The 25,428-nt window shown below is 65.3% G+C and carries 25 protein-coding genes and 1 pseudogene; 18 read left to right on the top strand and 8 right to left on the bottom strand.

All coding sequences use genetic code 11. From position 1 onward, the window contains the following. The first annotated feature begins 72 nt into the window (after positions 1-72). From Q0743_RS33500 to Q0743_RS33490, 3 genes are all read left to right on the top strand, one after another. Complete coding sequence (locus Q0743_RS33500; protein WP_298245680.1) at positions 73-852, top strand: sulfite exporter TauE/SafE family protein; 780 nt, start codon at positions 73-75, stop codon at positions 850-852. Next, on the top strand, positions 849-1,079 hold the full coding sequence (locus tag Q0743_RS33495) for a hypothetical protein (protein ID WP_298245679.1): 231 nt from the start codon (positions 849-851) through the stop codon (positions 1,077-1,079). The genes Q0743_RS33500 and Q0743_RS33495 overlap by 4 nt, the downstream gene beginning before the upstream one ends. 105 nt (positions 1,080-1,184) lie before the next feature. Further along, a complete protein-coding gene (locus Q0743_RS33490; RefSeq protein ID WP_298245678.1) occupies positions 1,185-1,883 on the top strand; it encodes a glutathione S-transferase family protein in 699 nt (232 codons plus the stop codon). 204 nt (positions 1,884-2,087) lie between these two features. On the opposite strand, the gene Q0743_RS33485 is transcribed toward Q0743_RS33490, so the two are convergent. Next, the gene (locus Q0743_RS33485; protein WP_298245677.1) at positions 2,088-2,282 is read right to left on the bottom strand and encodes a cysteine-rich CWC family protein; all 195 of its coding nucleotides are present in this window, start codon (positions 2,280-2,282) and stop codon (positions 2,088-2,090) included. Positions 2,283-2,396: 114 nt separating this feature from the next. Here Q0743_RS33485 and Q0743_RS33480 point away from each other — a divergent pair, with 114 nt between their 5' ends. The 3 genes from Q0743_RS33480 to Q0743_RS33470 all read left to right on the top strand — a co-directional run bounded on the left by Q0743_RS33480 (position 2,397) and on the right by Q0743_RS33470 (position 5,747). Next, the gene (locus Q0743_RS33480; RefSeq protein WP_298245676.1) at positions 2,397-3,950 is read left to right on the top strand and encodes a DUF1800 domain-containing protein; all 1,554 of its coding nucleotides are present in this window, start codon (positions 2,397-2,399) and stop codon (positions 3,948-3,950) included. A gap of 2 nt (positions 3,951-3,952) precedes the next feature. Then, a complete protein-coding gene (locus Q0743_RS33475) occupies positions 3,953-5,170 on the top strand; it encodes a DUF1501 domain-containing protein (protein WP_298245675.1) in 1,218 nt (405 codons plus the stop codon). A 253-nt stretch (positions 5,171-5,423) separates the two neighbouring features. After that, positions 5,424-5,747: an antibiotic biosynthesis monooxygenase gene (locus tag Q0743_RS33470; RefSeq protein ID WP_298245674.1), complete on the top strand. Its 324-nt coding sequence runs from the start codon at positions 5,424-5,426 to the stop codon at positions 5,745-5,747. A gap of 32 nt (positions 5,748-5,779) precedes the next feature. On the opposite strand, the gene Q0743_RS33465 is transcribed toward Q0743_RS33470, so the two are convergent. The 6 genes from Q0743_RS33465 to Q0743_RS33440 all read right to left on the bottom strand — a co-directional run bounded on the left by Q0743_RS33465 (position 5,780) and on the right by Q0743_RS33440 (position 9,660). Continuing rightward, positions 5,780-6,721, bottom strand: coding sequence for an aldo/keto reductase (locus Q0743_RS33465; RefSeq protein ID WP_298245673.1), 942 nt, complete (start codon positions 6,719-6,721; stop codon positions 5,780-5,782). Positions 6,722-6,976: 255 nt separating this feature from the next. After that, complete coding sequence (locus Q0743_RS33460) at positions 6,977-7,432, bottom strand: GNAT family N-acetyltransferase (RefSeq protein WP_298245672.1); 456 nt, start codon at positions 7,430-7,432, stop codon at positions 6,977-6,979. Positions 7,433-7,504: 72 nt separating this feature from the next. Then, a complete protein-coding gene (locus tag Q0743_RS33455; protein WP_298245671.1) occupies positions 7,505-8,314 on the bottom strand; it encodes a PAS-domain containing protein in 810 nt (269 codons plus the stop codon). Between the two features lie 128 nt (positions 8,315-8,442). Continuing rightward, entirely contained in the window at positions 8,443-8,589 is a 147-nt protein-coding gene (locus tag Q0743_RS33450) for a hypothetical protein (RefSeq protein WP_298245681.1), read from the bottom strand. 85 nt (positions 8,590-8,674) lie between these two features. Beyond that, the gene (locus Q0743_RS33445) at positions 8,675-8,851 is read right to left on the bottom strand and encodes a hypothetical protein (protein ID WP_174719015.1); all 177 of its coding nucleotides are present in this window, start codon (positions 8,849-8,851) and stop codon (positions 8,675-8,677) included. 158 nt (positions 8,852-9,009) lie between these two features. Next, a complete protein-coding gene (locus Q0743_RS33440; protein WP_298245670.1) occupies positions 9,010-9,660 on the bottom strand; it encodes a glutathione S-transferase family protein in 651 nt (216 codons plus the stop codon). A 584-nt stretch (positions 9,661-10,244) separates the two neighbouring features. Between Q0743_RS33440 and Q0743_RS33435 the strand changes: the two genes are divergently transcribed. The 7 genes from Q0743_RS33435 (at position 10,245) to Q0743_RS33405 (ending at position 18,582) form a co-directional block, all read left to right on the top strand. Then, positions 10,245-11,447 (top strand): pyridoxal phosphate-dependent aminotransferase, encoded by a 1,203-nt coding sequence (locus Q0743_RS33435; protein WP_298245669.1) that lies wholly within the window; start codon positions 10,245-10,247, stop codon positions 11,445-11,447. A gap of 270 nt (positions 11,448-11,717) precedes the next feature. After that, positions 11,718-12,197: a DUF992 domain-containing protein gene (locus Q0743_RS33430; RefSeq protein WP_063197192.1), complete on the top strand. Its 480-nt coding sequence runs from the start codon at positions 11,718-11,720 to the stop codon at positions 12,195-12,197. 211 nt (positions 12,198-12,408) lie between these two features. Further along, positions 12,409-14,457, top strand: coding sequence for an elongation factor G (locus Q0743_RS33425; protein ID WP_298245668.1), 2,049 nt, complete (start codon positions 12,409-12,411; stop codon positions 14,455-14,457). A 394-nt stretch (positions 14,458-14,851) separates the two neighbouring features. Next, positions 14,852-15,124 carry a helix-turn-helix domain-containing protein gene (locus Q0743_RS33420; protein ID WP_026201995.1) on the top strand — a complete coding sequence of 91 codons (273 nt, stop codon included), beginning with the start codon at positions 14,852-14,854 and terminating at the stop codon, positions 15,122-15,124. 112 nt (positions 15,125-15,236) lie between these two features. Further along, the gene (locus Q0743_RS33415) at positions 15,237-16,979 is read left to right on the top strand and encodes a SulP family inorganic anion transporter (protein WP_298245667.1); all 1,743 of its coding nucleotides are present in this window, start codon (positions 15,237-15,239) and stop codon (positions 16,977-16,979) included. Between the two features lie 78 nt (positions 16,980-17,057). Beyond that, positions 17,058-17,897, top strand: a complete 840-nt coding sequence (locus Q0743_RS33410) for a shikimate dehydrogenase (RefSeq protein ID WP_298245666.1) — start codon at positions 17,058-17,060, stop codon at positions 17,895-17,897. A gap of 58 nt (positions 17,898-17,955) precedes the next feature. Next, positions 17,956-18,582: a hypothetical protein gene (locus Q0743_RS33405; RefSeq protein ID WP_298245665.1), complete on the top strand. Its 627-nt coding sequence runs from the start codon at positions 17,956-17,958 to the stop codon at positions 18,580-18,582. Between the two features lie 331 nt (positions 18,583-18,913). On the opposite strand, the gene Q0743_RS33400 is transcribed toward Q0743_RS33405, so the two are convergent. Next, positions 18,914-20,050: an alpha-hydroxy acid oxidase gene (locus Q0743_RS33400; protein ID WP_298245664.1), complete on the bottom strand. Its 1,137-nt coding sequence runs from the start codon at positions 20,048-20,050 to the stop codon at positions 18,914-18,916. A gap of 116 nt (positions 20,051-20,166) precedes the next feature. On the opposite strand from Q0743_RS33400, the gene Q0743_RS33395 reads away from it, so the two are divergent. The 5 genes and pseudogenes from Q0743_RS33395 (at position 20,167) to Q0743_RS33375 (ending at position 25,367) form a co-directional block, all read left to right on the top strand. Next, a complete protein-coding gene (locus Q0743_RS33395; protein WP_198963776.1) occupies positions 20,167-20,334 on the top strand; it encodes a hypothetical protein in 168 nt (55 codons plus the stop codon). 222 nt (positions 20,335-20,556) lie between these two features. After that, positions 20,557-21,898: pseudogene (glmM, locus tag Q0743_RS33390) on the top strand (phosphoglucosamine mutase). 136 nt (positions 21,899-22,034) lie between these two features. Then, positions 22,035-23,282, top strand: coding sequence for an MFS transporter (locus Q0743_RS33385; RefSeq protein ID WP_298245663.1), 1,248 nt, complete (start codon positions 22,035-22,037; stop codon positions 23,280-23,282). Between the two features lie 228 nt (positions 23,283-23,510). Next, positions 23,511-24,338, top strand: coding sequence for an outer membrane beta-barrel protein (locus Q0743_RS33380; RefSeq protein ID WP_298245662.1), 828 nt, complete (start codon positions 23,511-23,513; stop codon positions 24,336-24,338). A 168-nt stretch (positions 24,339-24,506) separates the two neighbouring features. Next, complete coding sequence (locus Q0743_RS33375) at positions 24,507-25,367, top strand: outer membrane beta-barrel protein (protein ID WP_298245661.1); 861 nt, start codon at positions 24,507-24,509, stop codon at positions 25,365-25,367. Positions 25,368-25,428 lie beyond the last annotated feature (61 nt).

Here is a 25,428-nt window from a genome sequence, read left to right as displayed (position 1 = left end):
CTCCCCGCAAGCGGGGCGAGGGGGAATTGGCAGCCTGCGTCCCTTACGTGCCCATCACAGGAGATTCCCCACGTGACGCCCATCATGATTGCTGCCCTCGGATTGCTGATGGTCGCCACCGCGTTCCTGTCGGGGCTGTTCGGCATGGCGGGCGGGTTGGTCCTGATCGGGGTGCTGCTGGCCCTGATGCCGCTGCCGACCGCGATGGTGCTGCACGCGATCACGCAGATGGCCTCGAACGGCTGGCGCGCGTTTTTGTGGCGGGCGCATATCCGCTGGCGGCCGGTCGCGAATTACATGGTCGGCGCCGCCGTCGCGCTGGCGGCCTGGTCGCTGACCCGCTACGTGCCGGACAAGCCGACGGCGCTGCTCTTGCTCGGCATCACCCCGTTCATGGCGCGGCTCCTGCCCGCGAACATCAAGCCGAACCCTGATAGCCTCTGGCAGGGCACGGTCTACGGCACGATCTGCATGGGCCTGATGCTGATGACCGGCGTCTCCGGTCCGCTGCTCGACACCTTCTTCCTCGGCGGCGATTTCGGCCGGCGCGAGAAGGTGGCGACCAAGGCGATGTGCCAGCTCGTCAGCCATTTCACCAAGCTGATCTATTTCGGCGGCATCATCGACCAGGCCGCGAGCCTCGATCCCGTGCTCGCCGGTGTCGCGATCGCCGCCTCGATGCTCGGCACCACGCTGGCGCGGCGTATCCTGGAAGCGATGACCGACCAGCAATTCATCGCCTGGTCCAACAAGCTGATCACCACCATCGCCTGCTACTACATCGCCTATGGCGGCTGGCTGATGCTTCGCGCGCCGGTTCTGGCCGCCTTCGACAAGGGAGGTTTGCAATGAGCTGTAATGCCGATCCGCTGGTGCTGGACTTCGTCGAATGGGTGGCCCGCGAGCCGCGCGCCTATGCCGAGGTGATTTCGACCTGGAAGACCTCGTGCCCGCGCCTCACCATCTGGGAAGACGCAGCCGACCGCGGCTACGTCGCGCGCGAGACGATCGCAGGCCTCGGCCTGGTCATCGCGGTCACGGAAGGCGGCGAGAGGCTGCTGCGCACGAACGGGCGGTGACACCTCACCACATCGTCATTGCGAGCGCCAGCGAAGCAATCCAGAATGTCTTTCGCGGCGGCAGACTGGATTGCTTCGCTGCGCTCGCAATGACGGAACACCACCATGTCACTCAAGCTCTACGAACTCGTCGGCACCGACCCCTCGCGCCCGTTCAGCCCGTATTGCTGGCGCACGCGGATGGCACTGGCGCATAAAGGCCTTGCGGCGGATTCGTTACCCTGGCGCTTCACCGAGAAGAGCACGCTTGCGCCGCACGGCTCGGAAAAGGTCCCGGTGCTGCTGCACGACGACAAGCCGGTGGTCGATTCCTGGACGATCGCGAATTATCTGGAGGACACCTTTCCGGACCGGCCGTCGCTGTTCGGCGGCGACGGCGGCCGGGCCATGGCGCGCATGATCAACGCCTTCGGCGACATCGCCATCGTCGGCGGGATCTTCCCGCTCATTGTCGCCGACATCCCGCCTAATCTCGCCGAGATCGACGCGGCCTATTTCCGCACGTCGCGCGAGGCGCGCTTCGGCGGCAAGAGCCTGGAACAGGTGATGGCGAGCCGCGACAGCGGCGTGGTCGCCTTCCGCAAGTCGCTCGAGGTGATGCGCCAGACGCTGAAAAGGCAGTCCTTCATCGGCGGCGACGCGCCGAACTATGCCGACTACATCGTGTTCGGCGGTTTCCAATGGGCGCGCGTGGTGAGCCCGTTCAAGCTGCTGGAGACGGATGATCCCGTTTATGCCTGGCGCGAAAGACTGCTCGACGCGTTCGACGGCCTGGCGCGGACATCGCCGGGGCATCCGGTGTAGGGCGCAATCTCTCTTCAACGTCGTCCCTGCCTAGTGCGCAATTGCGCACGGGCGCAGGGACCCATACCGCGTGATTTATCGTGTGCGGGCGGTCGCAGTACCGAACCGCGAGTTTTCGCCAAACGTCTCGCCGGGGTTATGGGTCCCGGATCTGCGCTTACGCTTGTCCGGGACGACATTGGAGGTGTGGTGGTCCTTTCGCGCTCAATGGGCAGCGCTCGCCGCCTTCCGCAAGCACTCCCGGCACAGGCAATCCTCGCCCTCCAGCGGCATCGGCAGCTTGGCCGTTTCCTCCGCGCACCAGCAGGTCCCCGAGAGATCGCAGCCGAATTCGGTGCCGCAGCGCGCGCAGATGAGGCGACGCGGTTCCGGGGCTGAAGATTCTTTCGGATTTGTCATGATTTGCGTCGAAGCTTCGCCGTGATTTTCATGTCGGGTTCATCGGTCGTTGCAGTATATTAGGCGTTGCGCACCTATCAGGAAAGCGCTTGGCAACGCGCGAAGGACAGATCGATGGCCCGCGATTCGCAAGCCGCGCGCGTTGCGCTCAACCGTTTTGGCTTCGGTGCCCGCGGCGGCGCGTCCGGCGATCTCATCAACGCGGCCTCCGATCCGCGCGGTTTCGTGAAGGCGGAGCTTGCGCGGCCCAGCGGCGTGCTGCTGGAGGCGCCCGGCCTGCAATCGACGCCACAGCTCGGGCAGGCCGTCTTCGCCTATCAGGATCAGGTCAAGCAGGCGCGTGAAGCGGCGAAGGCGGCCGGGTCCACTGAAGCGCCGGCACAAGCGCCTGCCGATCAGAAGCCTGCCCTGCGCCGCAATCTCTCGCTGAACGCAGCGGCGACGGAAGTCGCGGGCCAGATGGCCGATGCAAAGCCCGCCGACAGCGCGGCGAAGCCGGAGATGCAGCCCAACATGGCTGCGCCGCAGCCCGCCAAGCCCGCCCCGCAGCCGCTCAACGTGATTCAGAAAACGTTCCGCGCTGAAGCGCTGGCGCGTCTGCAGCGTGCGACGCTGGCCGAGTGCGGCTTCACCGAGCGGCTCGTCGTGTTCTGGTCCAATCATTTCTGCATCTCCGCGAGCAAGGGCGAGCTGGCGCGAATCTGGGCCGGCGCGTTCGAGCGCGAGGCGATCAGACCGCACGTGCTCGGCCGCTTCGCCGACATGCTGAAGGCGGTGGAGCAGCATCCGGCGATGCTGTTCTTCCTCGACAACCAGCAATCGCTCGGTCCGGACTCGCGCGCAGGGCAAAACCGCAAGCGCGGCTTGAATGAAAACCTCGCGCGCGAGATCATGGAGTTGCATACGCTCGGCGTCGGCGGCGGCTACACGCAGGACGACGTCACCTCGCTCGCGCGCATCATCACCGGCTGGACCTTCGCCGGACGGCAGGGGCAGCTCGGCGCCCCCGGCTCCTTTGTGTTCAACACCAATGCGCACCAGCCGGGACCGCAGATGCTGCTCGGCAAGACCTATGAGCCGACCGGGCTCGCGCAAGGCGAAGCCGCGCTCGCCGATATCGCGCGGCATCCCTCGACGGCGAATTTCATCGCCACCAAATTCGTCCGCCACTTCGTTGCCGACGATCCGCCGCCGGCGCTGGTCGCGCGGCTGCGCGATGTCTTCGTCAAGACGGATGGCGACCTCAAGGCGCTTGCGACGGCGCTGGTGGATTCCGACGACGCGTGGAAAGCGTCGCTGACCAAGATGCGCAGCCCCTACGATTTCCTCGTCGCGAGCGGCCGGCTGCTCGCCCGCGTTCCGGAGGATCCCGGCGCTTATCTGAACAGCCTCAATCTGCTGGGCCAGCCGCTGTGGTCGCCGGCGGGGCCGAACGGTTTCCCGGATACCAGCGCCGCCTGGGCCGTACCCGAGGGCATGAAGCTGAGGCTGGATATCGCCGCGCAAATGGGCGCGCGGCTCGGCAACAACATCGATCCGCTCGACCTGCTGGAATTCGCGGCGGCCGATGCGGCCTCCATCGACACGCGCCGAACCGTCGAGCGCGCGGAGTCGCGCCAGCAGGCGCTGGCGCTGCTGCTGATGTCGCCGGAAATGCAGAGGAGATGATCATGATCGACTGCGTCGAGAACCGGCTCCTCACCTCGCGTCGCGGCCTCCTGCTCGGCGGCGCCTCGTTCGCGGCCTGGGCGTACCTGCCGAAATTCGCGCGCGCCGCCGACGGGCGCGATCCGCGACTGGTCGTGGTGATCCTGCGCGGCGCGCTCGACGGGCTTGCGACCGTCGCCCCGATCGGCGACCCCGACTATGCCGGCCTGCACGGCTCGATCGCGCTCACGGCGGATGGCGCCCATCCCGCGATCATGCTCGATTCATTCTTCGCGCTGCATCCCGCGATGCCGGAATTTGCGCGCATGTATCGCGACAAGCACGCCGCGGTGGTCCACGCGGTGGCGACGCCCTATCGTGACCGCTCGCATTTCGACGGCCAGGACGTGCTCGAAAGCGGCTATGCCGGTCCGGGCCGCGTGCAGTCCGGCTGGCTCAACCGCGCGCTGGAAGCGCTGCCGCGCGGCGAGCGCGTGTCGAGCGGTCTTGCGGTCGGGCCGACCACGCCGCTGGTGCTGCGCGGCAACGCGCCGACCGTCGGCTGGGCACCGGTGGCGCTGCCGCAGGCGGATGACGACACCGCGATGCGCCTCGTCGATCTCTACCGTCACCGCGATCCCGCGCTGGCCTCGGCGCTGTCGCAAGGCCTCCAGTTGGAGAAGGCCGCGAGCGGGGACGACATGAAGCGCAAGCCCGGTAACGCGGTCACCCAAATGCGTCAGGTGGCGCGGGGGGCCGCAAAACTGATGGCGGCGGACGACGGCCCGCGCATCGCAGCGCTGGCTTTCGATGGCTGGGACACGCATGCCAATGAAGGCGGCCCCGTGGGACGTCTCGCCTTCCTGCTCGGCGGGCTCGACGGCGCGCTCGCCGAATTCGAAACCGGTTTGGGCGATCGCTGGCGGGACGCCGTCGTCGTCGTCGCCACCGAATTCGGCCGCACAGCGCGCATCAACGGCACCGACGGCACCGATCACGGCACCGGAACGATCGCGCTGCTCGCCGGCGGCGCGGTGAAGGGCGGCCGTGTCATCGCCGACTGGCCGGGCCTCAAGCTCGCCAATCTCCATGAGGGCCGCGATCTCAAGCCGACCACCGACCTGCGCTCCGTGATCAAGGGCGTGCTGCAGGGGCAATTTGGCCTCTCCGATCGCGTGCTGGCGGAAACGGTGTTTCCGGACAGTGCGGCAGCGAAGCCGATGAAGGGATTGGTGGCTTAACCTCTCCCCGCTCTTTGCGGGGAGAGGTCGGATCGCGAAGCGATCCGGGTGAGGGGCATGGCACTCTATTGCCAAGATGGCAGTCCATCCGATTCGCACAACAACAGTGCGCCGGTGACACACTTCGCTTACAATTCACACCGAACCCGCGGAGGCCGCCCCTCACCCCACCCTCTCCCCGTAAGAACGGGGCGAGGGAGTGAGAGAGCGGTGCCTCCCTTACGATCGTCCGCCTTTGCAGGAGATTTAAGCAATGTACATCGCCATGAACCGCTTCCGTGTCGCCAAGGGCTCCGAGGCTGCCTTCGAGCAGGTCTGGCTCACGCGCGACACGCATCTGGACAAGGTGCCGGGCTTCGTCGAATTCCATCTGCTGCGCGGACCGGAAGCCGAGGACCATACGCTCTATGCCTCGCATACCGTGTGGGCAAACCATGCCGCGTTCGAGGCCTGGACCAAGTCCGAAGCCTTCCGCGCGGCGCATGCGCGGGCCGGCGATGCCAAGCCGGCTTATCTCGGCCATCCCCAGTTCGAGGGCTTTGAGGTGATGCAGACGGTGGGACGCGGCGCGAAATAACGCGCCGCTGCGCAACCGATTGCCCGCGCAACTCAGCCCAGCGTGATCCTGTCGATCTCCGCCATCTCTTCGGCACTGAGCTTCCAGGCGATCGCCTTCACGTTCTGCTCGATCTGCTCGACGCGGGTGGCGCCCGCGATCACGCTCGACACTTGCGGACGAGCGGCGAGCCAGGAGAAGGCGAGCTCGAGCATCGAGTGGCCGCGCGCCATCGCAAAGGCCTGCAGCTTTTCGACGATGTCCTCGTTGCGCGGCGTGACGTAGCGGTCGCGCAGCCGCTCCACCTTGCCGAAGCGGGTGTCGCCGGGTGCGGCCTCGCCTTTCCGGTACTTGCCGGTGAGGAGTCCGCTGGCGAGCGGGAAGAACGGCAGCAGGCCGAGCTTGTATTCCTGCGCCGCCGGCAGCAGGTCCTTCTCGATGTCGCGCACGACGAGCGAGTATTCGTCCTGGCACGACACGAAGCGGGCGACGTTCATCGCACGCGCGACGTACTCGGCTTCGGCGATGCGCCAGGCCGGAAAGTTCGAGTTGCCGATGTAGCGGACCTTGCCCTGGCGGACGAGATCGTCGAGCGCGCGCAGGCTCTCCTCGATCGGCGTCAGCGGGTCGTAATCGTGCTGCTGGTAGAGGTCGATGTAATCGGTCTTCAGCCGCTTCAGGCTGGCTTCGACCGCGCTCATGATGTAGCGGCGCGAAGCACCCTGCTTGGTGCCGTCCTCGGCCATGGGCTTGGAATATTTCGTCGCCAGCACGATGTCCTTGCGGCGATCGCCCAGGACGGCGCCGAGCACGTTCTCCGAGCCGCCCATGTTGGAGTAGATGTCGGCGGTGTCGAACAGCGTGATGCCGAGGTCGAGCGCGCGGTGGATCACCTTGCGCGAGGTCTCCAGATCCGTGCGCTGGCCGAAATTGTTGCAGCCGAGCCCGACCGCAGACACGCGAAGGCCGGAGGCGCCGAGATTGCGAATTTCCATGGAGAGATCCTGTCAGATGAGCGGCGGGCATTCTGACCACCACGCGCGCGAGCTGCAAGCTGCCCGTCGCGCTGCTGCCATGCCGGCAGCGCGGACAAAAAAATGCGGCCCCTGTCAGACGCGGCGACTGACGGGGACCGCTTTGGAGCGCTTGATCGGTGACGGGGGGCCAGATCAGACGCAGGTGGGAGCGTAGTCCCGCTATGTTACGCGCGGGTGACAGCTCGACTTATCCACAGGCTCCGCCGATCGGGGTCAGAAGATCTTGCGATAGACGATGAAGCCGGAACGCTCCGCGACCTTGTCGTAGAGGCGCTGCGCCGTGAGGTTGGTCTCGTGCGTCTGCCAATAGACCCGCGGCGATCCCGCCAGTTTCGCCCGCTCGTACACCCCATGGATCAGCGCTGCGCCGACGCCCTTGCCGCGCGCGCTCTCGGAGGTGAACAGGTCCTGCAGATAGCAGGACGGCTCGATCGCGGTGGTGCTGCGATGAAACAGGTAGTTCGTCATGCCAAGCAGCTTGCCGTCGCTCTCGGCGACGAGCCCATGCACCGGCTCGTAGGCGTCGAAGAAGCGCTGCCATGTCACCTTCGTGATCTCGGGTGCAAGCGCGGTCGGGCCGGAGCGGCCGTAGAAAGCGTTGTAGCCGTCCCACAGCGGCAGCCATTGATCGTAGTCCTGCCTGGTGACGGAGCGAATGGTGAGCGACATCTGGAATTCCCGCGATCGATGAAGCGTCATTCATACGGGATGATGGCCGCGCCGATCAATCGCGCCGTCGCATCACTCCGCGACGCGAAGATACCGGATCAGCTTGCGGCCTGTGGGATCGCGCAGCGAGCGGTAGTAGTCGGCGCGGGCCGGCGCGTCGGTGTGGCGCACGAGGTCGGTCACCGGGGTGTAGCTGAGCATGCGTCCGCCGTCGGGCAGTGCCGTGCAGACGAAACGCAGCACCTCGCCGGTCCGCAAGGCGATGTTGATCGGCGTGGCATCGCCGGTCCGCACCATCTCCATGCGCTGGGCGATGAAGATGCCGAGCTCGTCCTCGGGCAGCTCGAACGCGCCGGTGTCGCGGCCGTGATACATCAGCGCGATGAAGGGCGGCTTGCCGTCGGCGATCTCGTCAGGCACCGCAAAGTAATCGCGGAACGCGCGGTTGATGAATTCGGCGCGGGTCTCGGCGTCGAGCAGCACGATGCCGATGTCGACCTGGTCGAGCGCGGCCGAGAGCCGCGCCGCGGGGGCGTGGCTGCGGCGCTCGGCCGCGAACGTGCCGAGCAGCCGCTCGCGCATCAGGCCCGTGATTGCTGCGGTGAGTGCCGCAGTCGCGGCCAGGAGGCCGAGCCGGATCAGATCCGCTGCGGCATAGGCGACGCCGTGCTGGTTGAGGAACAGCAGCGCAGCGCCGATCACCGCGGCAGCCGCGGTGATCATGGCCGAGGCGACACCCGACATCGTGCCGGCGAGCGCCACGATGCAGATGAACAGCGGGGCAGGTGAGGGAAGGGTGATCACGCGATCGAGCGGCATCATCAGCAGCAGGGTCGCTGCTGTCAGCGCCGGACCGGAAATCGCACGCCATCCGAACCGCATGGGCCAGTCTCGCTCCTCCCGAACGAGATAAGGCCGCAACACTGGCCGATCGTTGCACGCATCCAACGCGTTTTCGCGCGGCGTGCTTAAGACGCGCTTGCCCGCAAGCGTAAGGCTTTCAGATGATTTTAGACCAGGCGCGCGTGCTTGAGGGGTTGTTGCAGCACAGGCGCATTCAGCGTCGAGGTCCCAGGCCCCTTGCGGGTGCCGACCAGGATCAAGAGTGACGCCGCCACCAGGATGGCCGCAGTCAGTGTGATTGCAACGACTACCACAGGTGATTTCATCGACGTCCTGTCGCGATGCCGGGCCGGCGCGGGTCACGCGGCGCCTTGAAGGCGGGACCAGGATGAAACGGGATCAGGCCGGCAGACCCATGGCCATGGTCGCCTTGGTCGACAACACCGTCAGGGTGACGATCAGGCAGAGCGAGAGCGCGGCGATCGCCAGTGAGGCCGCGACTGCATTGGTGAGCCGGGAAGACGCGACGGTCGCGGGATGGCCCTGAAAGCCTGCCGTGCCGGACGCCCGTATCATGGTCTAAATCCTTCAACACGCGAGCGAATCACCCGCGACTTTCCGGAATTTCCCAGTTTCAATCGGCAAGATTGCGGCGGCCATCGCGTTGAAAATGGCCAGATTGCGGCAAATATTACCTTTATGCCCGCTATTCGCCCGAACGGCGGGCTCCGCCGTCAGACGCCGGCGGCAATGCTGGCGGGGTCGTCGATGTCGGCTGGTCGCCAGTCCATCGCCACGAAGCCGGGGGCGGCTTCGACCCGCTGCAGCCAATCGCGGATCGCCGGGAAGGCCTGGAGGTCGAAGTCGCAGCGGTCGGCGAGATGGGTGTAGCCATAAAGTGCGATGTCGGCGACCGTGAGCTGGCGCGCGGCGAAATAGGAGTTGGTCTTGAGGTGGTTTTCCATCACCTGCAACGCGCCATAGCCGCGCTCCATCCAGTCTTCCAGCGAATGGGTCTGCAGGTCGCGGCCGCCCTTGACCAGCGAGAGCCAGAAATAGGCGGCGCCGATATTGGGCTCGAGCGCGTGCTGCTCGAAGAACATCCACTGCAGCGCTTCGGCGCGGTCGATGCGGTTCTCCGGCGCCAGCGGCGTGCCGACGGCGACGTACCAGAGGATGGCGTTGGACTCGGCGAGATAACGGTCCTCGCCGACCTCGAGCAGCGGCACCTGTCCCGAAGGGTTCTTGGTCAGAAAGTCCGGGGTGCGGCTCTCGCCGCGCAGAATGTCCACCTCCACAGCTTCATAGGGCACGTTGAGCAGCGCCAGCGCAAGGCGAACCTTGTAGCTGTTGCCCGAGCGTTGCATCGAATAGAGCTTGTACATTCTGAGGACGATTCCGAGGGATGGGAAGGTGCGATGCGTCCTGCCCACGCGCCGCGGATAAACAATGATGCCGATGCGAATCCGCCGCAAGGCCCGGCCCATAGAAAAACTCGAAAAGCCTACCGCACTGCAACGCTACGGAAGATCATTTCCGTGCGACCACGCTATTCAGTTCACGCTTGCGTCAACGCACCCAGGGCATTCTTCCGTGCATTGTGTGAGACAGTCGAGCGACGGCGCGATGCCGTGAAACGAGATCGCCGTCACGCCCGGGCTTGTCCCGGGCATCCACGTTCTCAGTGCGTCGTGGCAAGGCGTGGATGCCCGGCCATGACGGTGGAGAGGCGTCATCGCGCTCCGCAAAATTGCTCCGAGGACAAGCCTTCCGGGATATGAGCGATTTGCCCGGCAAAGTTGCGGAAAATTGCCGGAAATCGCGGCTTGAACCGCTCCAAATCCGTAAACTTTTGCGAGATCGGACCGAAGTTTCTTGCGGCGCAGCGGCACACGTTTTAGGGTGTCTCCATTCCCACAATCAGAGTCGTGACGACCCATGGGTTCACGACGCTTGTCAGGAGATGACGATGTCCTTCCTTGCCGCTGCGCTCGACCGTGTGAAGCCGTCCGCGACCATCGCGGTCACGGATAAAGCACGCGCGCTGAAAGCGGCGGGCCGCAACGTCATCGGCCTCGGCGCCGGCGAGCCCGACTTCGACACGCCCGCCAACATCAAGCTGGCGGCGATCCGCGCCATCGAGGCCGGCAAGACCAAGTACACCGCCGTCGACGGCATTCCCGAGTTGAAGGACGCGATCATCGCCAAGTTTCAGCGCGAGAACGGCGTCACCTACAAGCCGAACCAGATCATCGTCGGCACCGGCGGCAAGCAGGTGCTCTACAACGCGCTGATGGCGACCATCAATCCGGGCGACGAGGTCATCATCCCCGCGCCCTACTGGGTCAGCTATCCCGAGATGGTCGCGCTCGCCGGCGGCGAGCCGGTGCCGGTGGTCTGCACCGCCGCGACCGGCTTCAAGCTCCAGGCCGAGGCGCTCGAGCGCGCCATCACGCCAAAGACCAAATGGGTGATCCTGTGCTCGCCCTCGAACCCGACGGGAGCTGCCTACACGAAGTCCGAGCTGAAGGCGCTCACCGACGTGCTGGTCAAGCATCCGCATGTCTGGGTCATGACCGACGACATGTACGAGCATCTCGTCTATGACGACTTCCAGTTCACCACGGTCGCGCAGGTCGAGCCGAAACTCTACGACCGCACCCTCACCGTGAACGGCGTGTCGAAGGCCTATTGCATGACCGGCTGGCGCATCGGCTATGCCGGCGGCCCCGCGCAGCTGATCAAGGCGATGTCGACGATCCAGTCGCAGTCGACCTCGAACCCGTCGTCGATCGCACAATGGGCGGCGGTGGAAGCGCTGAACGGTCCGCAGGACTTCATCCCCGCCAACAACAAGGTGTTCAAGGAGCGCCGCGACCTCGTCGTCTCCATGCTCAACCAGGCCAAGGGGATCGAATGCCCGCGTCCCGAGGGCGCCTTCTACGTCTATCCGTCCTGCGCCGGAACGATCGGCAAGACCGCGCCGTCGGGCAAGGTGATCGGCAATGACGAGGACTTCGTCACCGAGCTGCTGGAGACCGAAGGCGTTGCCGTCGTGCAGGGCTCGGCCTTCGGCCTTGGACCCGCGTTCCGCATCTCCTACGCGACCAAGACCTCGGATCTCGAAGACGCCTGCAAGCGCATCCAGCGCTTCTGCGGAAATCTGCGGTAAGCTTGGCGCGACAAGAATTGAAAAAGGCCCGCTTCGTGCGGGCCTTTTTTGTTCTGGCAGGTAAGATGTGCGCGGGACAAGAAGCGCACCTCTATCCCCGTCATTGCGAGCGCAGCGAAGCAATCCAGAATCCCTCTGCGGCAAGACTCTGGATTGCTTCGCTGCGCTCGCAATGACGGAGGATCTGGCACCGTCGTCACTCTTGTGGCATAGACGCGCAACGCGGGTGGGCGCTCTTTGCTCGCATCACATCATCGCCGGAGACATTTCATGCGTCGTTCATTCATCTTCGCCGGGCTTGCCGTCGCCAGCCTCGTTGCCTCCAGCGTCAGCGGCAGTGCGCAGCAGCGGATGGCGCGGGTCGGCGTGCTCGAATGCCGTGGCGGCGCCAGCGTCGGCTTCATCGTGGGATCGGTGACCCATCTCGGCTGCGTGCTGCGCGCCGACGGCCTGCCCGACGATCGCTACGTGGCGACGATCCGCAAAGTCGGTCTCGACATCGGCATCACCCAGGAGACGGCTTTGGCGTGGGGCGTGTTCGCGCCGGTCGATCGGCTCGGCCCCGGCGACCTCTCCGGCAATTATGCCGGCGCGCAGGGCAGCGCCTCGGTTGGCGTTGGCCTTGGCGGCAACGTGCTGGTCGGCGGCTCCAACAATTCGATCGCGCTCCAGCCGCTCAGCGTGCAGGGGCAGGTCGGCCTCAACGTCGCCGCCGGCCTCGAGAGCCTGGAACTCCGTCCGGGCCGTTGAGTGCCAGGGCGTAGCTGGTTTCGCCTCTCCCGCTGGGGAGAGGTGGAACACGACCGATAGGCCGACCTGATCACATCAGGCACTATAAAACTTGATCGAACTGACGACGCACCGCAGCGACGTTTGATGCTTGCCAAATCTCGGGGACGGGCAGACCATCCGCGTTTGCCGACCCAATCATGGGCCGAGCTCCACACCAAGGAGGCGGCGAATGGGACAAGACGTCAGAAGTCCCCGAGGTCCACGGTGCATCGCGCTGGTGGGCCCTTTCCAAAGCGGTAAAACCACACTTCTCGAAGCAATATTGGCGCGAACGGGCGCAATCGCGCGCGCCGGCAGCGTCGATGCCGGAACTTCCGTCGGCGATGCGACGCCGGAGGCCCGTCATCACAAGATGACCGTCGGCCTGACTGCTGCCACCACGAGTTTCATGGGCGACAGCTACACCTTCCTGGATTGTCCCGGTTCCGTCGAGTTCGCCCACGACATGCGCGCCGCGCTGCCCGCGGTCGATGCGGCGATCGTGGTCTGCGAGGCCGACGAGAAGAAGCTGCCGCAGCTTCAGATCATCCTGCGCGAGCTGGAGGAGCTGAAGATCCCTCGCTTCCTGTTCCTCAACAAGATCGACCGCGCGAGCCAGCGCATCCGCGAGACGCTCGCAATGCTGCAGCCCGCCTCCCGCGTGCCGCTGGTGCTGCGCCAGATTCCGATCTGGAAGGACGATCTGATCGAGGGCTTCGTCGATCTGGCGCTGGAACGCGCCTTCATCTATCGCGAGCACAAGGCCTCCGAGGTGGTCGCGCTCGAAGGCGGCAATCTCGATCGCGAGAAGGAAGCCCGTTTCTCGATGCTGGAGAAGCTCGCCGATCACGACGATGCGCTGATGGAGCAGTTGCTCGAGGACATCCAGCCGCCGCGGGATGCCGTGTTCGACGACCTCGCCCGCGAATTGCGCGAGGGGCTGATCTGCCCCGTTCTTCTCGGGGCGGCCGCGCGCGAAAACGGCGTGCTGCGTCTGATGAAGGCGCTGCGCCATGAGGCGCCCGGCATTGCCGAAACCGCAAGACGTCTCGGCGTGCCCGAGAGCAAGGACGCGCTCGGCTTCGTGTTCAAGACGCTGCATTCGCAGCATGGTGGAAAGCTGTCGCTGACGCGGCTGCTCGCCGGCCATCTCGATGACGGTGCGACGTTGCAATCCGCCTCCGGCGGGGCAGGGCGCATCTCCGGCATCCTCGCCGTCAACGGGGCCTACGACACCAAGCGTGCTGCAGCCGAAGCCGGTGACACCGTGGCGCTCGCCAAGCTCGACCCCATCAAGACCGGTGACACGGTCTCGAACGGCAAGACCCCGCCGGCCGCGCTCGCCGTGGCAGAACCCATGCCCCCGGTGCTCGCGATGTCCGTTGCGGCGACTGATCGCAAGGATGACGTGAAGCTCGGCCAGGCACTGACGCGGCTGCACGAGGAGGATCCCTCGCTCGTCATCGTGATGAACGCCCAGACCCACGACACCGTGCTGTGGGGGCAGGGCGAGATGCACTTGCGCGTCGCCAGCGAGCGGCTCCGCGACCGCTTCGGCGTCAAGATCACCTCGCATCCTCCGGGGATCGGCTACCAGGAAACCATCCGCAAGCCGATCGTCCAGCGTGGCCGCCACAAGAAGCAGTCCGGCGGCCATGGCCAGTTCGGCGACGTCGTGCTCGACATCAAGCCGCTGCCGCGTGGCGAGGGGTTCAAGTTCGCCGAGAAAGTCGTCGGCGGCGCCGTGCCGCGCAACTACATCGGAGCGGTGGAGGAAGGCGTCGTCGACGGGCTGGCGCGCGGTCCGCTCGGCTTCCCCGTCACCGACGTGCAGGTGACGCTGACCGACGGCTCCTATCACAGCGTCGACAGCTCCGATCTCGCCTTCCGTACCGCGGCGCGGCTCGGGCTCAACGAAGGCCTGCCGCAATGCCAGCCGGTGCTGCTGGAGCCGATCCACGTGGTCGAGATCGTCTGCCCGACCGACGCCACCGCCAAGATCAACGCGATCCTGTCAGCGCGGCGCGGCCAGATCCTCGGCTTCGACACCCGCGAGGGCTGGAGCGGCTGGGATTGCGTCCGCGCCATGATGCCGGAGGCCGAGATCGGCGAATTGATCGTCGAGCTGCGCTCGGCCACCGCCGGCGCCGGCAGCTTCACCCGAACGTTCGACCACATGGCCGAAGTCACGGGACGTGCCGCAGACCAGATCATCGCCGCGCATCAGCACGCGGCGTGATCGGCTTCTAGCAAAGTTAAGGAGCGCACCACACCCCTCTCCCTCTCCTGTCCTTCCCGGGGAGGGGGTGGGGTGACGGGGCGCGTCTGCATGTGCGCCGTTTCCGGTCCAAGCTGTCCACCTATTATCGCGTACGGAGCGAACCTCTAACTTCCGTCATCCTGAGGTGTGAGTTGCGCAGTGCATTTGCACTGCGCGGCGAGCCTCGAAGGATGAGACGGCCCGGCTGCATCGGGGCCGTCTCATCCCTCGAGGCTCCCCACGCGACGCGTTGCGTCACGTGTCTCGCACCACAGAATGACGGATCACTCTTGCTTTCAGTTTTGTATGATGTATTTTACATCATTGTATATGTTACAGATATCATTTATAAGTGCTGGTAAGTGAGGCCAAGGTGATCACGTCATTTCAGATGCGGGCAGCCCGCGCGCTGCTCGGCATTGACCAGAAAACCCTGGCCGAGCTCGCCGGCGTGTCACTGCCGACCATCCAGCGGATGGAGGCCTCGACCGGCAATGTGCGTGGCGTGGTCGAGACCCTGATCAAGGTGGTCGAGGCGTTCGACCGGGCCGGCGTCGAGCTGATCGGCGAGCAGGTCCGCAGCGACAGTGGCGGGCGTGGCGTTCGCCTGAAGGAGCCCGGGCCGCCGCGCCGCGTCGGGGCATGATCGGGCGTTGATCATGCTCGGGATCAAGAAGGGCTAGCGCATCGTCGCACCTCGGCAACACGGGACGCGCGATGCTTCGGAGCATCGCGGGGCAGCGGAGCACTTTGCTGAGATGAGCATCACAAGCGATCATGCAGGCCGGCTGCACCAGCTGCGTCGGCCGACCTTTGCCGAACTATATCTGCCAAAGCTCGTCACGGTCTGGCGCGAAGGCTACGGGCTGTCGGATTTGCGTGCCGACGTCTTCGCAGGCCTGACGGTTGCGATCGTGGCGCTGCCGCTGTCGATGGCGATCGCGATCGCCTCGGGCGTGACGCCGGACCGCGGACTCTACACCGCCGTCGTCGGCGGCTTCATCGCCTCGCTGCTCGGCGGCAGCCGGTTCCAGATCGGCGGGCCGGCCGGTGCCTTCATTGTGCTGGTCGCCGCGACCGCCGAACGGCACGGCGTCGACGGCGTGATCCTGGCGACCCTGATGGCGGGGCTGTTCCTGATCGCCGCGGGCCTGCTGCGGGTCGGCACCTATATCAAGTTCATCCCCTATCCGGTGACGGTAGGCTTCACCGCCGGCATCGCCGTGATCATCTTCGCCAGCCAGCTGCGCGATCTCTCGGGCATCACGCTCGCGGGGAAAGAGCCCAGCGAGTTCGTGCCGAAGCTGCTCGCGCTCGCAGGCGGCCTCAGCACCGTCAATCCATCCGCGGTCGCAGTCGCAATCGTCAGCGTCGCCATCATCGCGGCCTTGCGGATCTGGCGGCCGTCCTGGCCCGGCATCCTGATCGCGGTCGTGTTCGCGGCCATCGCGTGTGCGGTGTTCTCGCTGCCGGTCGAGACCATCGGCTCGCGCTTCGGCGGCATTCCGCGGGAACTGCCTTCGCCGGCGTTGCCGGCATTCTCGCTCGCGAAGGTGACCGCCGTGCTGCCGGATGCGATCTCGTTCGCGCTGCTGGCCGCCATCGAATCGCTGCTGTCCGCGGTGGTCGCCGACGGCATGACCGGGCGCCGACACCGTTCCAATTGCGAGCTGGTGGCGCAAGGCGCGGCCAATATCGGCTCGGCGCTGTTCGGCGGCATCTGCGTCACCGGCCTGATCGCACGCACCGCGACCAATATCCGCGCCGGCGCCCGCGGGCCGCTGGCCGGCATGCTGCATTCGGTCTTCCTGCTGCTGTTCATGCTGATCGCAGCGCCACTGGCAAGCTACATCCCGCTCGCCGCGCTCGCCTCGGTGCTGGTCGTCGTGGCCTGGACCATGGCGGAGAAGCACGAATTCGCGACGCTGCTGCGCTCGTCCTGGGGCGATGCGGTGGTGCTGCTCGCAACCTTCCTGCTGACGATCTTCCGCGACCTGACCGAAGGCATCCTGGTCGGCTTCGCGCTCGGCGCGGTGCTGTTCATCCATCGCATGGCGGAGATGACGGGTATCGAAGAGCGCTCGCCGCTGGTCGCGGCCGATCGCCCTGATGACGGCAATGGCGATCGCGTTCGCTACGATCCTGCCCTTGCGGTCGATCGCGACGTGCTGGTCTATCGCATCACCGGCGCGTTCTTCTTCGGCGCCGCCTCGGCCATCGGCAGCGTGCTCGACGGCGTCGCCGACAAGCGCAAGGCCTTCGTGGTCGATTTTGCCGCGGTGCCGTTCCTGGATTCGACCGCCGCCAACGTGCTCGGCCGTGTCGCCGCCAAGGCGCACCGCCAGGGTATAAGGCTGTTCATCACGGGGGCCTCGCCCGCGGTCCGCCGCGCGCTGCTCACCCATGGCGTGACGCCGCCGCGCGCGCGCTATCGCCAGAGCCTCGAGCGTGCCATTGCCGACATCAAGGGCGGGGCGGCCGAGGAGCCAGCCCCGAGCTGACGTTGCGGCGCCCGCGCGCTTGACAGGGCGGGCACGACGCGAAATGGATCGCCTCGGGAATACGACCTCGAGGACAAGATGACCGCGCCCAAAGCTCCTGCAGCCTGTCTGATCGGATGGCCGGCCGCGCATTCGCGCTCGCCGCTGATCCATCATTATTGGCTGCGTACGCTGGGCATTGAAGGCGGCTACCTCATCGAGGCGGTGCCGCCCGAGGACTTGCGGGATTTCGTCCTGCGGCTGTCCTTGCGCGGCTTTGTCGGCGCCAACGTCACCCTCCCGCACAAGGAAGGCGTGCTGGCGCTGTCGACGCCCGATGCCCGCGCCAGGACCGTGGGCGCGGCCAATACGCTGTGGTTTGCCGATGGCGAGCTGCGCTCGACCAATACCGACGTCGAAGGCTTCATCAACAATCTCGATGCCAGCGCACCCGGCTGGGACGCAGCCGACGAGGCACTGGTGCTGGGCGCCGGCGGTTCCTCGCGTGCGGTGGTGTTCGGGCTGCTCGAGCGCGGCATCAAGCGCGTGCATCTCGCCAACCGCACCATCGCGCGGGCCGAGGCGCTGGCGAAGCAGTTCGGGCCGAACGTGCATCCCGTGACATGGGACGCGATCGACGGCGTCCTGCCGCGCGCAAGACTTCTCGTCAACACGACCTCGCTTGGCATGCACGGCCAGCCGTCACTGGATGTCGACGTCGCGCGCCTGCCGCAGGCTGCGGTCGTTACGGATCTCGTCTATGTTCCCCTGGTGACGCCGCTGCTGGCCGCGGCAACAGCGCGCGGCCTGAAAACTGCCGACGGGCTCGGCATGCTGCTGCATCAGGCGGTACGCGGCTTCGAGCTGTGGTTCGGCCGGCGGCCGGAAGTCACGGCCGAGCTGCGCGCGTTGGTCGAGGCCGATCTCACAAAGACTTGAGAGAATAGCGCGGGCCTTCCGGAGTTCTCGATTCCTGTGGGGACAATCGGAGACCGTCATGTCTGTTCAACGTGCAACTTTCACACGTCCGCTGCTCGCCGTCGCGATGGTGGCCGTCTCGACTTACTGTGCCCTCGCCCAGAAAGCGCCGGTGCCGATGCGGGTGCGCGGCACCATCGAAGCCGTCAACGGCGACACGATGCAGGTCAAGTCGCGCAGCGGCGAGGACGTCAAGCTTCGCTTTGCCGCCGACATACGCGTGTCGGGCATTACCAGGATCTCGCTCGCCGACATCAAGGTCGGATCCTTCGTCGGGGCGACCACGGTGCCGGGACCGGACGGCGGCCAGAACGCCGTCGAGGTGCATGTGTTTCCGGAAGATATGCGCGGCACCGGCGAGGGTTCGAGGCCCTATGATCTCAAGCCCAACTCCAGCATGACCAACGCGACGGTGGCGGAGAGCGTCGTCGGCAACGACGGCCATACGCTGCTGGTCAAGTACAAGGACGGCGAGAAGAAGGTGTTCGTCGCCGACAACACGCCGGTGGTGACCTTCGTGCCCGGCGACAAATCCGACCTAAAGGTTGGCGCCAAGGTCATCGCCTTCATGAAGCAATTGCCGGACGGTTCGTTCGAGACCAATCGCGTCAGCGTCGGCCGCGACGGCCTGACGCCGCCGATGTGAGTCGGAGCTGCCCGCCACACTCTCGGTGTCGTCCCGGACAAGCGTCAGCGCAGATCCGGGACCCATAACCACAGGAAAAAGTTGTTGCGCAAAGCAGGTCACTCCGAGTCCCCGTAGCCACACCCGCCTGTGGCTATGGGTCCCGGATCGGCGCGCGCTTGTGGCGTGCTTGTCCGGGACGACGGTGGAGATTGAGGCGGAGATCTTCGATCAAGCCGAGATCTCGTAGGGTGGGCAAAGGTGCAAAGCGCCGTGCCCACGTCCTTCTCACATTCACGCGCAATGGTGGGCACGCTTACGCTTTGCCCACCCTACGGCACCACCTCTGCGGTTACACCGCGATCACGTGATCGTCGATCTCGTCGATCCGGTTGACGCCGCACAGGCCCATCGTGGTGAGCAGCTCCTTCTGGATGATGTCGATCGCCTTGGCGACGCCGGCCTGGCCGCCGGCGCCGAGCCCGTAGGCATAGGCGCGGCCGATCATGCAGGATTTTGCACCGAGCGCGAGCGCGCGCATCACGTCCTGGCCGGAGCGGATGCCGCCGTCGAACATGATCTCCATCTTGTCACCGACCGCATCCGCGATCTCCGGCAGCACCTCGATCGAGGACGGTGCGCCGTCGAGCTGGCGGCCGCCATGGTTGGAGACGACGAGCGCCTGCGCGCCGGTCTTGGCGGCTTCCTCGGCGTCCTCGACGTCGAGGATGCCCTTGATGACGAGCTTGCCCGGCCAGATGCTGCGGACCCACTCGACGTCCTTCCAGTTCAGCGAGGTGTCGAACTGCGAGGCCGTCCATTCGGCGAGGCGGTTGAGATCCTCGGTGTTCTTCACATGGCCTGCGATGTTGCCGAAGGTGCGGCGCTTGCCCTGCAGCACGCCGGAAACCCAGGTGGGCTTGCTGGCGAAATCCAGCAGCTTCGACAGCGACCATTCCGGCGGCACCGTCATGCCGTTCTTGATGTCGGCGTGGCGCTGGCCGATCACCTGCAGGTCGACGGTCAACACGAGGGCGCTGCACTTGGCCGCCATCGCGCGCTGGATCAATTCCTTGATGAAGCCGCGGTCCTTCATCACGTAGAGCTGGAACCAGAACGGCTTCTCGACATTGGCGGCGATGTCCTCGATCGAGCAGATCGACATCGTCGACTGCGTGAACGGGATGCCGGCGGCCTGCGCGGCGCGGCAGGCGTGGATCTCGCCGTCGCCATGCTGCATGCCGAGCAGGCCGACGGGCGCGAGCATCAAGGGCATGGTCGAGCTCTCGCCGAGGATCGTGGTCGAGGTGTCGCGCTTGGAGACGTCGACCAGGATGCGCTGGCGGAACTTGATCGCCTGCATGTCCTCGCGATTGGCGCGCAGCGTTTCCTCGGCATAGGAGCCGCGGTCGCAATAGTCGAAGAAGGCCTTCGGCACGCGGCGCTTATGCAGCGCGCGAAGATCGTCGATACAGGTGATATGTTTCATGATCGTTCCCCGGCCCGTCTTTGACTCAAGAGTCTTGCATCGGAAGATTTCGGGGTCATCTAGCATGGTTGGATGCGCAGCCAAATCGTTTGCAGAAGGTTTTGCAGGAGAGCGCCATGACCAAGCCGCACGCCGGACCTTCGCCCGAAGAGATCAAGGAGAAGCATGATCTCGAGGAAGCCCTGGAAGAGGGGCTGGAGGAGACCTTTCCGGGGTCCGACCCCGTCAACGTCACCCAGCCGGCGCCGAGCCGTGGGGACGGCCACGTGAAGCGCAGCAGCTAGGGCCGGTTCCGCCCGATTCCGCCGCTATCGCAGGAAATACAGTGTTAACAATGCGTTATCGGGGCCGCGGCGCACCCGGTTCCGTAATGATTCATCATATTTTTTGAAGCCAAGTTAGCCGCGCAAGGCTTATAAGACCCCAGCAAATCAGGGATGCGGGGCCCGTTCGGGCATCCCGTGGTTGTCTAAGGGGATCCCCTGGTTGTTGCGTTGGGGGACGATATGAGTCGCAAATATTTCGGGACGGACGGGATTCGGGGCCGCGCCAACGGACTGATCACGCCGGAGCTCGCGCTCAAGGTCGGCCAGGCCGCAGGCCTTGCGTTTCAGCGCGGCGACCATCGCCACCGGGTCGTGATCGGCAAGGATACCCGCCTGTCCGGCTACATGATCGAATACGCCATGGTGGCGGGCTTCACCTCGGTCGGCATGGACGTGCTGCTGGTCGGCCCGATGCCGACGCCGGCGGTCGCGATGCTGACCAAGTCGATGCGCGCCGACCTTGGCGTGATGATCTCGGCCTCGCACAATCTGTTCGAGGACAACGGCATCAAGCTGTTCGGACCGCAAGGCTTCAAGCTTTCCGACGACGTCGAGAGGCAGATCGAGCAGCTGCTCGACGAGCCCATCGACAAGCGTCTTGCGCAGAGCGCGAGCCTGGGGCGCCCGCCGTATCGACGGCGTGCATGACCGCTACATCGAATTCGCCAAGCGCACGCTGCCGCGCGACCTGTCGCTCGACGGCCTGCGCGTCGTGATCGATTGCGCCAACGGCGCCGCCTACAAGGTGGTGCCGGAAGCGCTCTGGGAGCTCGGCGCCGACGTCGTGCCGATCGGGGTCGAGCCCGACGGCTTCAACATCAACAAGGATTGCGGCTCGACCTCGCCGGAAGCGCTGTCGAAGAAGGTGCGCGAGATGCGCGCCGACATCGGCATTGCGCTCGACGGTGACGCCGATCGCGTCATCCTGGTCGATGAGCGCGGCCATGTCGTCGACGGCGACCAGTTGCTCGCGGTGATCGCGCAGAGCTGGAAGGAAGACGGCCGTCTGTCGCGTCCCGGCATCGTCGCCACCGTGATGTCAAATCTCGGGCTGGAGCGCTTCCTGAAAGGGCAGGGGCTCGATCTCGTGCGTACGCCGGTCGGCGACCGCTACGTGCTCGAGCAGATGCTGAACGGCGGCTACAATCTCGGCGGCGAGCAGTCCGGCCACATCATCCTGTCCGACTACGCCACGACGGGCGACGGCTTTGTGGCTGCATTGCAGGTGCTGGCCGTGGTGCAGAAGTCGCGCCGGCCCGTCTCGGAAGTCTGCCACCGCTTCGATCCGCTGCCGCAGATCCTCAAGAACGTTCGCCACAAGGGCGGCAAGCCGCTCGATAATTCCGACGTCAAGTCGGCGATCTCCGACGGCGAGAAGCGCCTCAACGGCCACGGCCGCCTCCTGATCCGCTCCTCCGGCACCGAGCCCGTGATCCGCGTGATGGGCGAGGGCGAGGACCGCATCCTGGTCGAGGACGTCGTCGACACCATCGTCTCGGCGTTGGGCCAGGCCGCGGCGTAAGGCCGTTCTTACCCTCCAGGGGAGGGTAGTGACGAGAGCACCCGCGCATCCCAGCCATTTGCGATTGGCGCTGGTTCCTCCGCGCGTTGCATCGTACCTGTGAGGTCGCGGCAATCTGCCGCGCCGGGATGCTGCATTGAACAAGCCTGTCGTCGTCTCCGAGGAAGCGCTGACCGAGCCCGTCGTCGTCAGTGATGTCGCGCCTGCGGCCAAGGCCGCCGGCCCGGCCTATGTCGTGCTCGCCGGCATCAGCGTCTCGCACTTCCTCAACGACACCATGCAGTCGCTGATCGCCTCGGTGTATCCGATCCTGAAGGACACCTACGCGCTCGACTTCGCGCAGATCGGCATGATCACGCTGGCCTTCCAGTTCACGGCCTCGCTGCTGCAGCCGGTGGTCGGGCACTACACCGACAAGAAGGCGCAGCCTTATTCGCTGGCGATCGGCATGGCCTCGACCTTCTTCGGCCTGCTTCTGCTCAGCGTCGCGCAGCAATACCTCGTCATCCTCGTCGCGGCCGCCTTCGTCGGCCTCGGCTCCGCGGTGTTTCACCCGGAATCGGCGCGCATCGCGCGGCTCGCCTCCGGCGGCCGCTACGGCTTTGCGCAATCGGTGTTTCAGCTCGGCGGCAGTTTCGGCACCTCGATGGGGCCGGTGCTGGCGGCCCTGATCGTGGTGCCGTTCGGGCAGGGCAGCATCGCCTGGTTCTCCTCGATCGCGTTCCTGGCCATCGTCATCCTCTGGCGCATCGGCCGCTGGTACGCGCCGCAGATCAAGGCCAAGAAGACGGCGGCGGTTCAAGCCCATCCCGACGCGCCGAGCTCGCGCCGTGTCGTGATCGCATTGCTGGTGCTGGTCGCGCTGCTGTTCTCCAAGCAGCTCTACGTCTCGAGCCTGTCGAGCTACTACATCTTCTATCTGATCGACCGTTTCGGCGTGTCGACGCAGGCCGCCCAGATCTATCTCTTCATCTTCCTTGCGGCGAATGCGGTCGGCGCGTTCTTCGGCGGTCCTCTCGGTGATCGCTTCGGCCGCAAGATCGTGATCTGGATCTCGATCCTGGGCGCGCTGCCGTTCACGCTGGCGCTGCCCTATGCCGGGCTCGTCGCGAGCGCCGTGCTCAGCGTCATCATCGGCCTCATCATCTCCTCGACGACGTCGTCGATCATCGTCTTCGCGCAGGAATTGGTGCCGCATCGCTTCGGCATGATCTCCGGCGTGTTCTTCGGCGTCGCCTTCGGCATCGGAGGGCTGGGGGCCGCCGTGCTCGGCAAGCTCGCCGACCACACCTCGATCGAGTTCGTCTACCAGGTCTGCGCCTGGCTGCCGGCGATCGGCCTGCTTGCGGTGTTCCTGCCCAGGCTGCCGCGGCACGTGCGTTAATTTTTCCTCGTTCGTTGCAGCGCACCTTCACACATCGTTAGCAATTGCCGGCGTGAGGCGATGCGTTTTTGCAACGCTTTCCGTCCGTCCGCGCGAGAGTAGAGAAAAAATCAACCTTAAAAATTAGGGTTAAGTGGCGCTTAAACATTTGGTGCCATCGTCCTCCCCGTGAGTTTCCAGAACGTGAGGCGCTCGTATTTAGCCTCACCGGCCATAAGGACGAAGCCAATGCGTAGCGTTAAGTCTCTCCTTGCCGCGGGTGCGGCAACCCTGATCTCGTCGATGGCGTTCGCCGCCGATATGCCGATCGCGGCGCCCCCTCCCATGTACGCGCCGCCCGCTCCGCCCGCCGACTTCGGTGGCTGGTATCTGCGCGGCGACATCGGCATGACCAATCAGAGCGCCAAGCGCATCGATAGCGCCCTGCCGGCCGGCTATTCCAAGACGACGGAAGGCCTCGGCTTCGACTCTTCGCCGCTGTTCGATCTCGGCGTCGGCTATCGCTTCAACAACTGGTTCCGCGCCGACGTGATCGGCCAGTACCGTGGCAAGTCCAATCTGCACGGCAGCGACAACGTCGTCGGCCCCGGCTTCGTCGGCGTCAACAACTATAGCGGCAGCAAGTCCGAGTGGGTCGTGATGGCCAACGCCTATGTCGACCTCGGCACCTGGTGGTGCGTCACCCCGTTCATCGGCGCCGGTGTCGGCGGCTCGTACAACAAGATCAGCGGCTTCCGCGACGACGGCGTGTCTTTCAACCCGCTGCTCAGCAACAGCGTCGCCTACTTCGCCGACAACGGAAAGTGGAACTTCGCCTGGGCCGCCCACGCCGGTCTTGCCTACAAGGTCAATCCCGGGTTCACCGTCGAACTGGCCTACAGCTACATGAACCTCGGCGACGCCGCGCCCGGCAACTACCGCCTGTTCGACAACAGCGCCTCCGGCCCGACCTCGATCAAGATCAAGGAGCTCACCTCGCACGACGTCAAGCTCGGCGTACGCTGGGACCTCAACAGCCCGCCGGTCTACGCGCCGCCGCTCGTCACCAAGGGCTGATCGACAGCCTCGTCGGTTAAGGTTTGCTAACGGCGCGGGATCATCCCGCGCCGTTTTGCTTTGCGTATTTTTCATGGCGAGCAGCGACGAAGGCGTCGGACGCAACCATTGGTTAAGGTTAACGAGCCATGATCACCAGCGAAAGTTCGAGTTCGATGGAGCGTTGCGATGCGTGGGCTTTTGTTGGCGGCGGTGATGTTGGGGACGGTGTCTGCCGCGCACGCGGCCGATATGCCTGATCTGCCGATCCTGCGCGGCGGCTTCACCGACGGTCTGTCGAAGTCGTCCGTCAATTGGGATGGCTTCTACGTCGGCGGTCAGTTCGGCTATGCCACGTCCGAGATGGACTTCAGCCGCGCTCCGAAATCGATGACGGATTTCATGCTGCGCGACAGCATCCTGCAGGCTCCTGTTGGAGGATGGTCGCTGCTGCCGAAGAACCACGTCCAGACCACGGGCTTCGGTGCTTATGTCGGCCGCAACTGGCAGTTCTACGACGCCGTGATGGGCGTCGAAGCCAACTACAGCTACATGAACAATCTCGGCAGCTCCGCGAGCGATTCCATGACGCGGTTGATCCCAGGTGAAACCGCGCCGACGAATCATCTCTACACCTACGACACCACGCTTGGCGGCGGCGCTTCGTTGCAGCTCAAGGACTATGCGACCTTCCGAGGCCGGATTGGTTGGTCCGGCGGAGACTTCATGCCCTATGCGTTCGGTGGTCTTGCGATCGGACGTGCCGAGGTCTCAAGGTTCGCGACCGTGTCGTATCTGAAATACGACGACTTCACGGACCCCAACACCGGCGTCACGTCTCGCTCGCTCGCGGGCTCCGGCTCGATGACTCAGACCGAGCAGCGCGTGAACAGCTTCATCTACGGGTGGACGGGCGGCATCGGCATCGAATACGCGCTGCTCGACTGCGTGATCCTGCGCGGCGAATGGGAGCACGTCGGCTTCTCCAACGCCAAGAACATCTCCGTCAACCTGAACAATTTCCGCGTCGGTGCAGGCTACAAGTTCTAGGCCCGTGTCTGCGGCCGGTTGACACGGCTGCGTCGTCCTGATGCTCTGTCGCTCCGAAGCA

The organism is uncultured Bradyrhizobium sp., assembly GCF_936943645.1.
Classification (GTDB): Bacteria; Pseudomonadota; Alphaproteobacteria; order Rhizobiales; family Xanthobacteraceae; genus Bradyrhizobium.
Note: the sequence above shows the minus strand (reverse complement) of the source record. Positions and strands in the feature narration are given on the sequence as shown.

Excerpts from the sequence above, each read along its gene's own strand:
- Q0743_RS33375 (WP_298245661.1), top strand. The coding sequence starts at position 24,507 with ATGCGTGGGCTTTTGTTGGCGGCGGTGATGTTGGGGACGGTGTCTGCC.
- Q0743_RS33415 (WP_298245667.1), top strand. The coding sequence starts at position 15,237 with ATGAGCATCACAAGCGATCATGCAGGCCGGCTGCACCAGCTGCGTCGG.
- Q0743_RS33465 (WP_298245673.1), bottom strand. The coding sequence starts at position 6,721 with ATGGAAATTCGCAATCTCGGCGCCTCCGGCCTTCGCGTGTCTGCGGTC.
- Q0743_RS33405 (WP_298245665.1), top strand. The coding sequence starts at position 17,956 with ATGTCTGTTCAACGTGCAACTTTCACACGTCCGCTGCTCGCCGTCGCG.
- Q0743_RS33425 (WP_298245668.1), top strand. The coding sequence starts at position 12,409 with ATGGGACAAGACGTCAGAAGTCCCCGAGGTCCACGGTGCATCGCGCTG.
- Q0743_RS33455 (WP_298245671.1), bottom strand. The coding sequence starts at position 8,314 with ATGCGGTTCGGATGGCGTGCGATTTCCGGTCCGGCGCTGACAGCAGCG.
- Q0743_RS33440 (WP_298245670.1), bottom strand. The coding sequence starts at position 9,660 with ATGTACAAGCTCTATTCGATGCAACGCTCGGGCAACAGCTACAAGGTT.
- Q0743_RS33485 (WP_298245677.1), bottom strand. The coding sequence starts at position 2,282 with ATGACAAATCCGAAAGAATCTTCAGCCCCGGAACCGCGTCGCCTCATC.
- Q0743_RS33490 (WP_298245678.1), top strand. The coding sequence starts at position 1,185 with ATGTCACTCAAGCTCTACGAACTCGTCGGCACCGACCCCTCGCGCCCG.
- Q0743_RS33470 (WP_298245674.1), top strand. The coding sequence starts at position 5,424 with ATGTACATCGCCATGAACCGCTTCCGTGTCGCCAAGGGCTCCGAGGCT.
- Q0743_RS33480 (WP_298245676.1), top strand. The coding sequence starts at position 2,397 with ATGGCCCGCGATTCGCAAGCCGCGCGCGTTGCGCTCAACCGTTTTGGC.
- Q0743_RS33400 (WP_298245664.1), bottom strand. The coding sequence starts at position 20,050 with ATGAAACATATCACCTGTATCGACGATCTTCGCGCGCTGCATAAGCGC.
- Q0743_RS33430 (WP_063197192.1), top strand. The coding sequence starts at position 11,718 with ATGCGTCGTTCATTCATCTTCGCCGGGCTTGCCGTCGCCAGCCTCGTT.
- Q0743_RS33445 (WP_174719015.1), bottom strand. The coding sequence starts at position 8,851 with ATGATACGGGCGTCCGGCACGGCAGGCTTTCAGGGCCATCCCGCGACC.
- Q0743_RS33475 (WP_298245675.1), top strand. The coding sequence starts at position 3,953 with ATGATCGACTGCGTCGAGAACCGGCTCCTCACCTCGCGTCGCGGCCTC.
- Q0743_RS33410 (WP_298245666.1), top strand. The coding sequence starts at position 17,058 with ATGACCGCGCCCAAAGCTCCTGCAGCCTGTCTGATCGGATGGCCGGCC.
- Q0743_RS33380 (WP_298245662.1), top strand. The coding sequence starts at position 23,511 with ATGCGTAGCGTTAAGTCTCTCCTTGCCGCGGGTGCGGCAACCCTGATC.
- Q0743_RS33460 (WP_298245672.1), bottom strand. The coding sequence starts at position 7,432 with ATGTCGCTCACCATTCGCTCCGTCACCAGGCAGGACTACGATCAATGG.
- Q0743_RS33395 (WP_198963776.1), top strand. The coding sequence starts at position 20,167 with ATGACCAAGCCGCACGCCGGACCTTCGCCCGAAGAGATCAAGGAGAAG.
- Q0743_RS33435 (WP_298245669.1), top strand. The coding sequence starts at position 10,245 with ATGTCCTTCCTTGCCGCTGCGCTCGACCGTGTGAAGCCGTCCGCGACC.
- Q0743_RS33495 (WP_298245679.1), top strand. The coding sequence starts at position 849 with ATGAGCTGTAATGCCGATCCGCTGGTGCTGGACTTCGTCGAATGGGTG.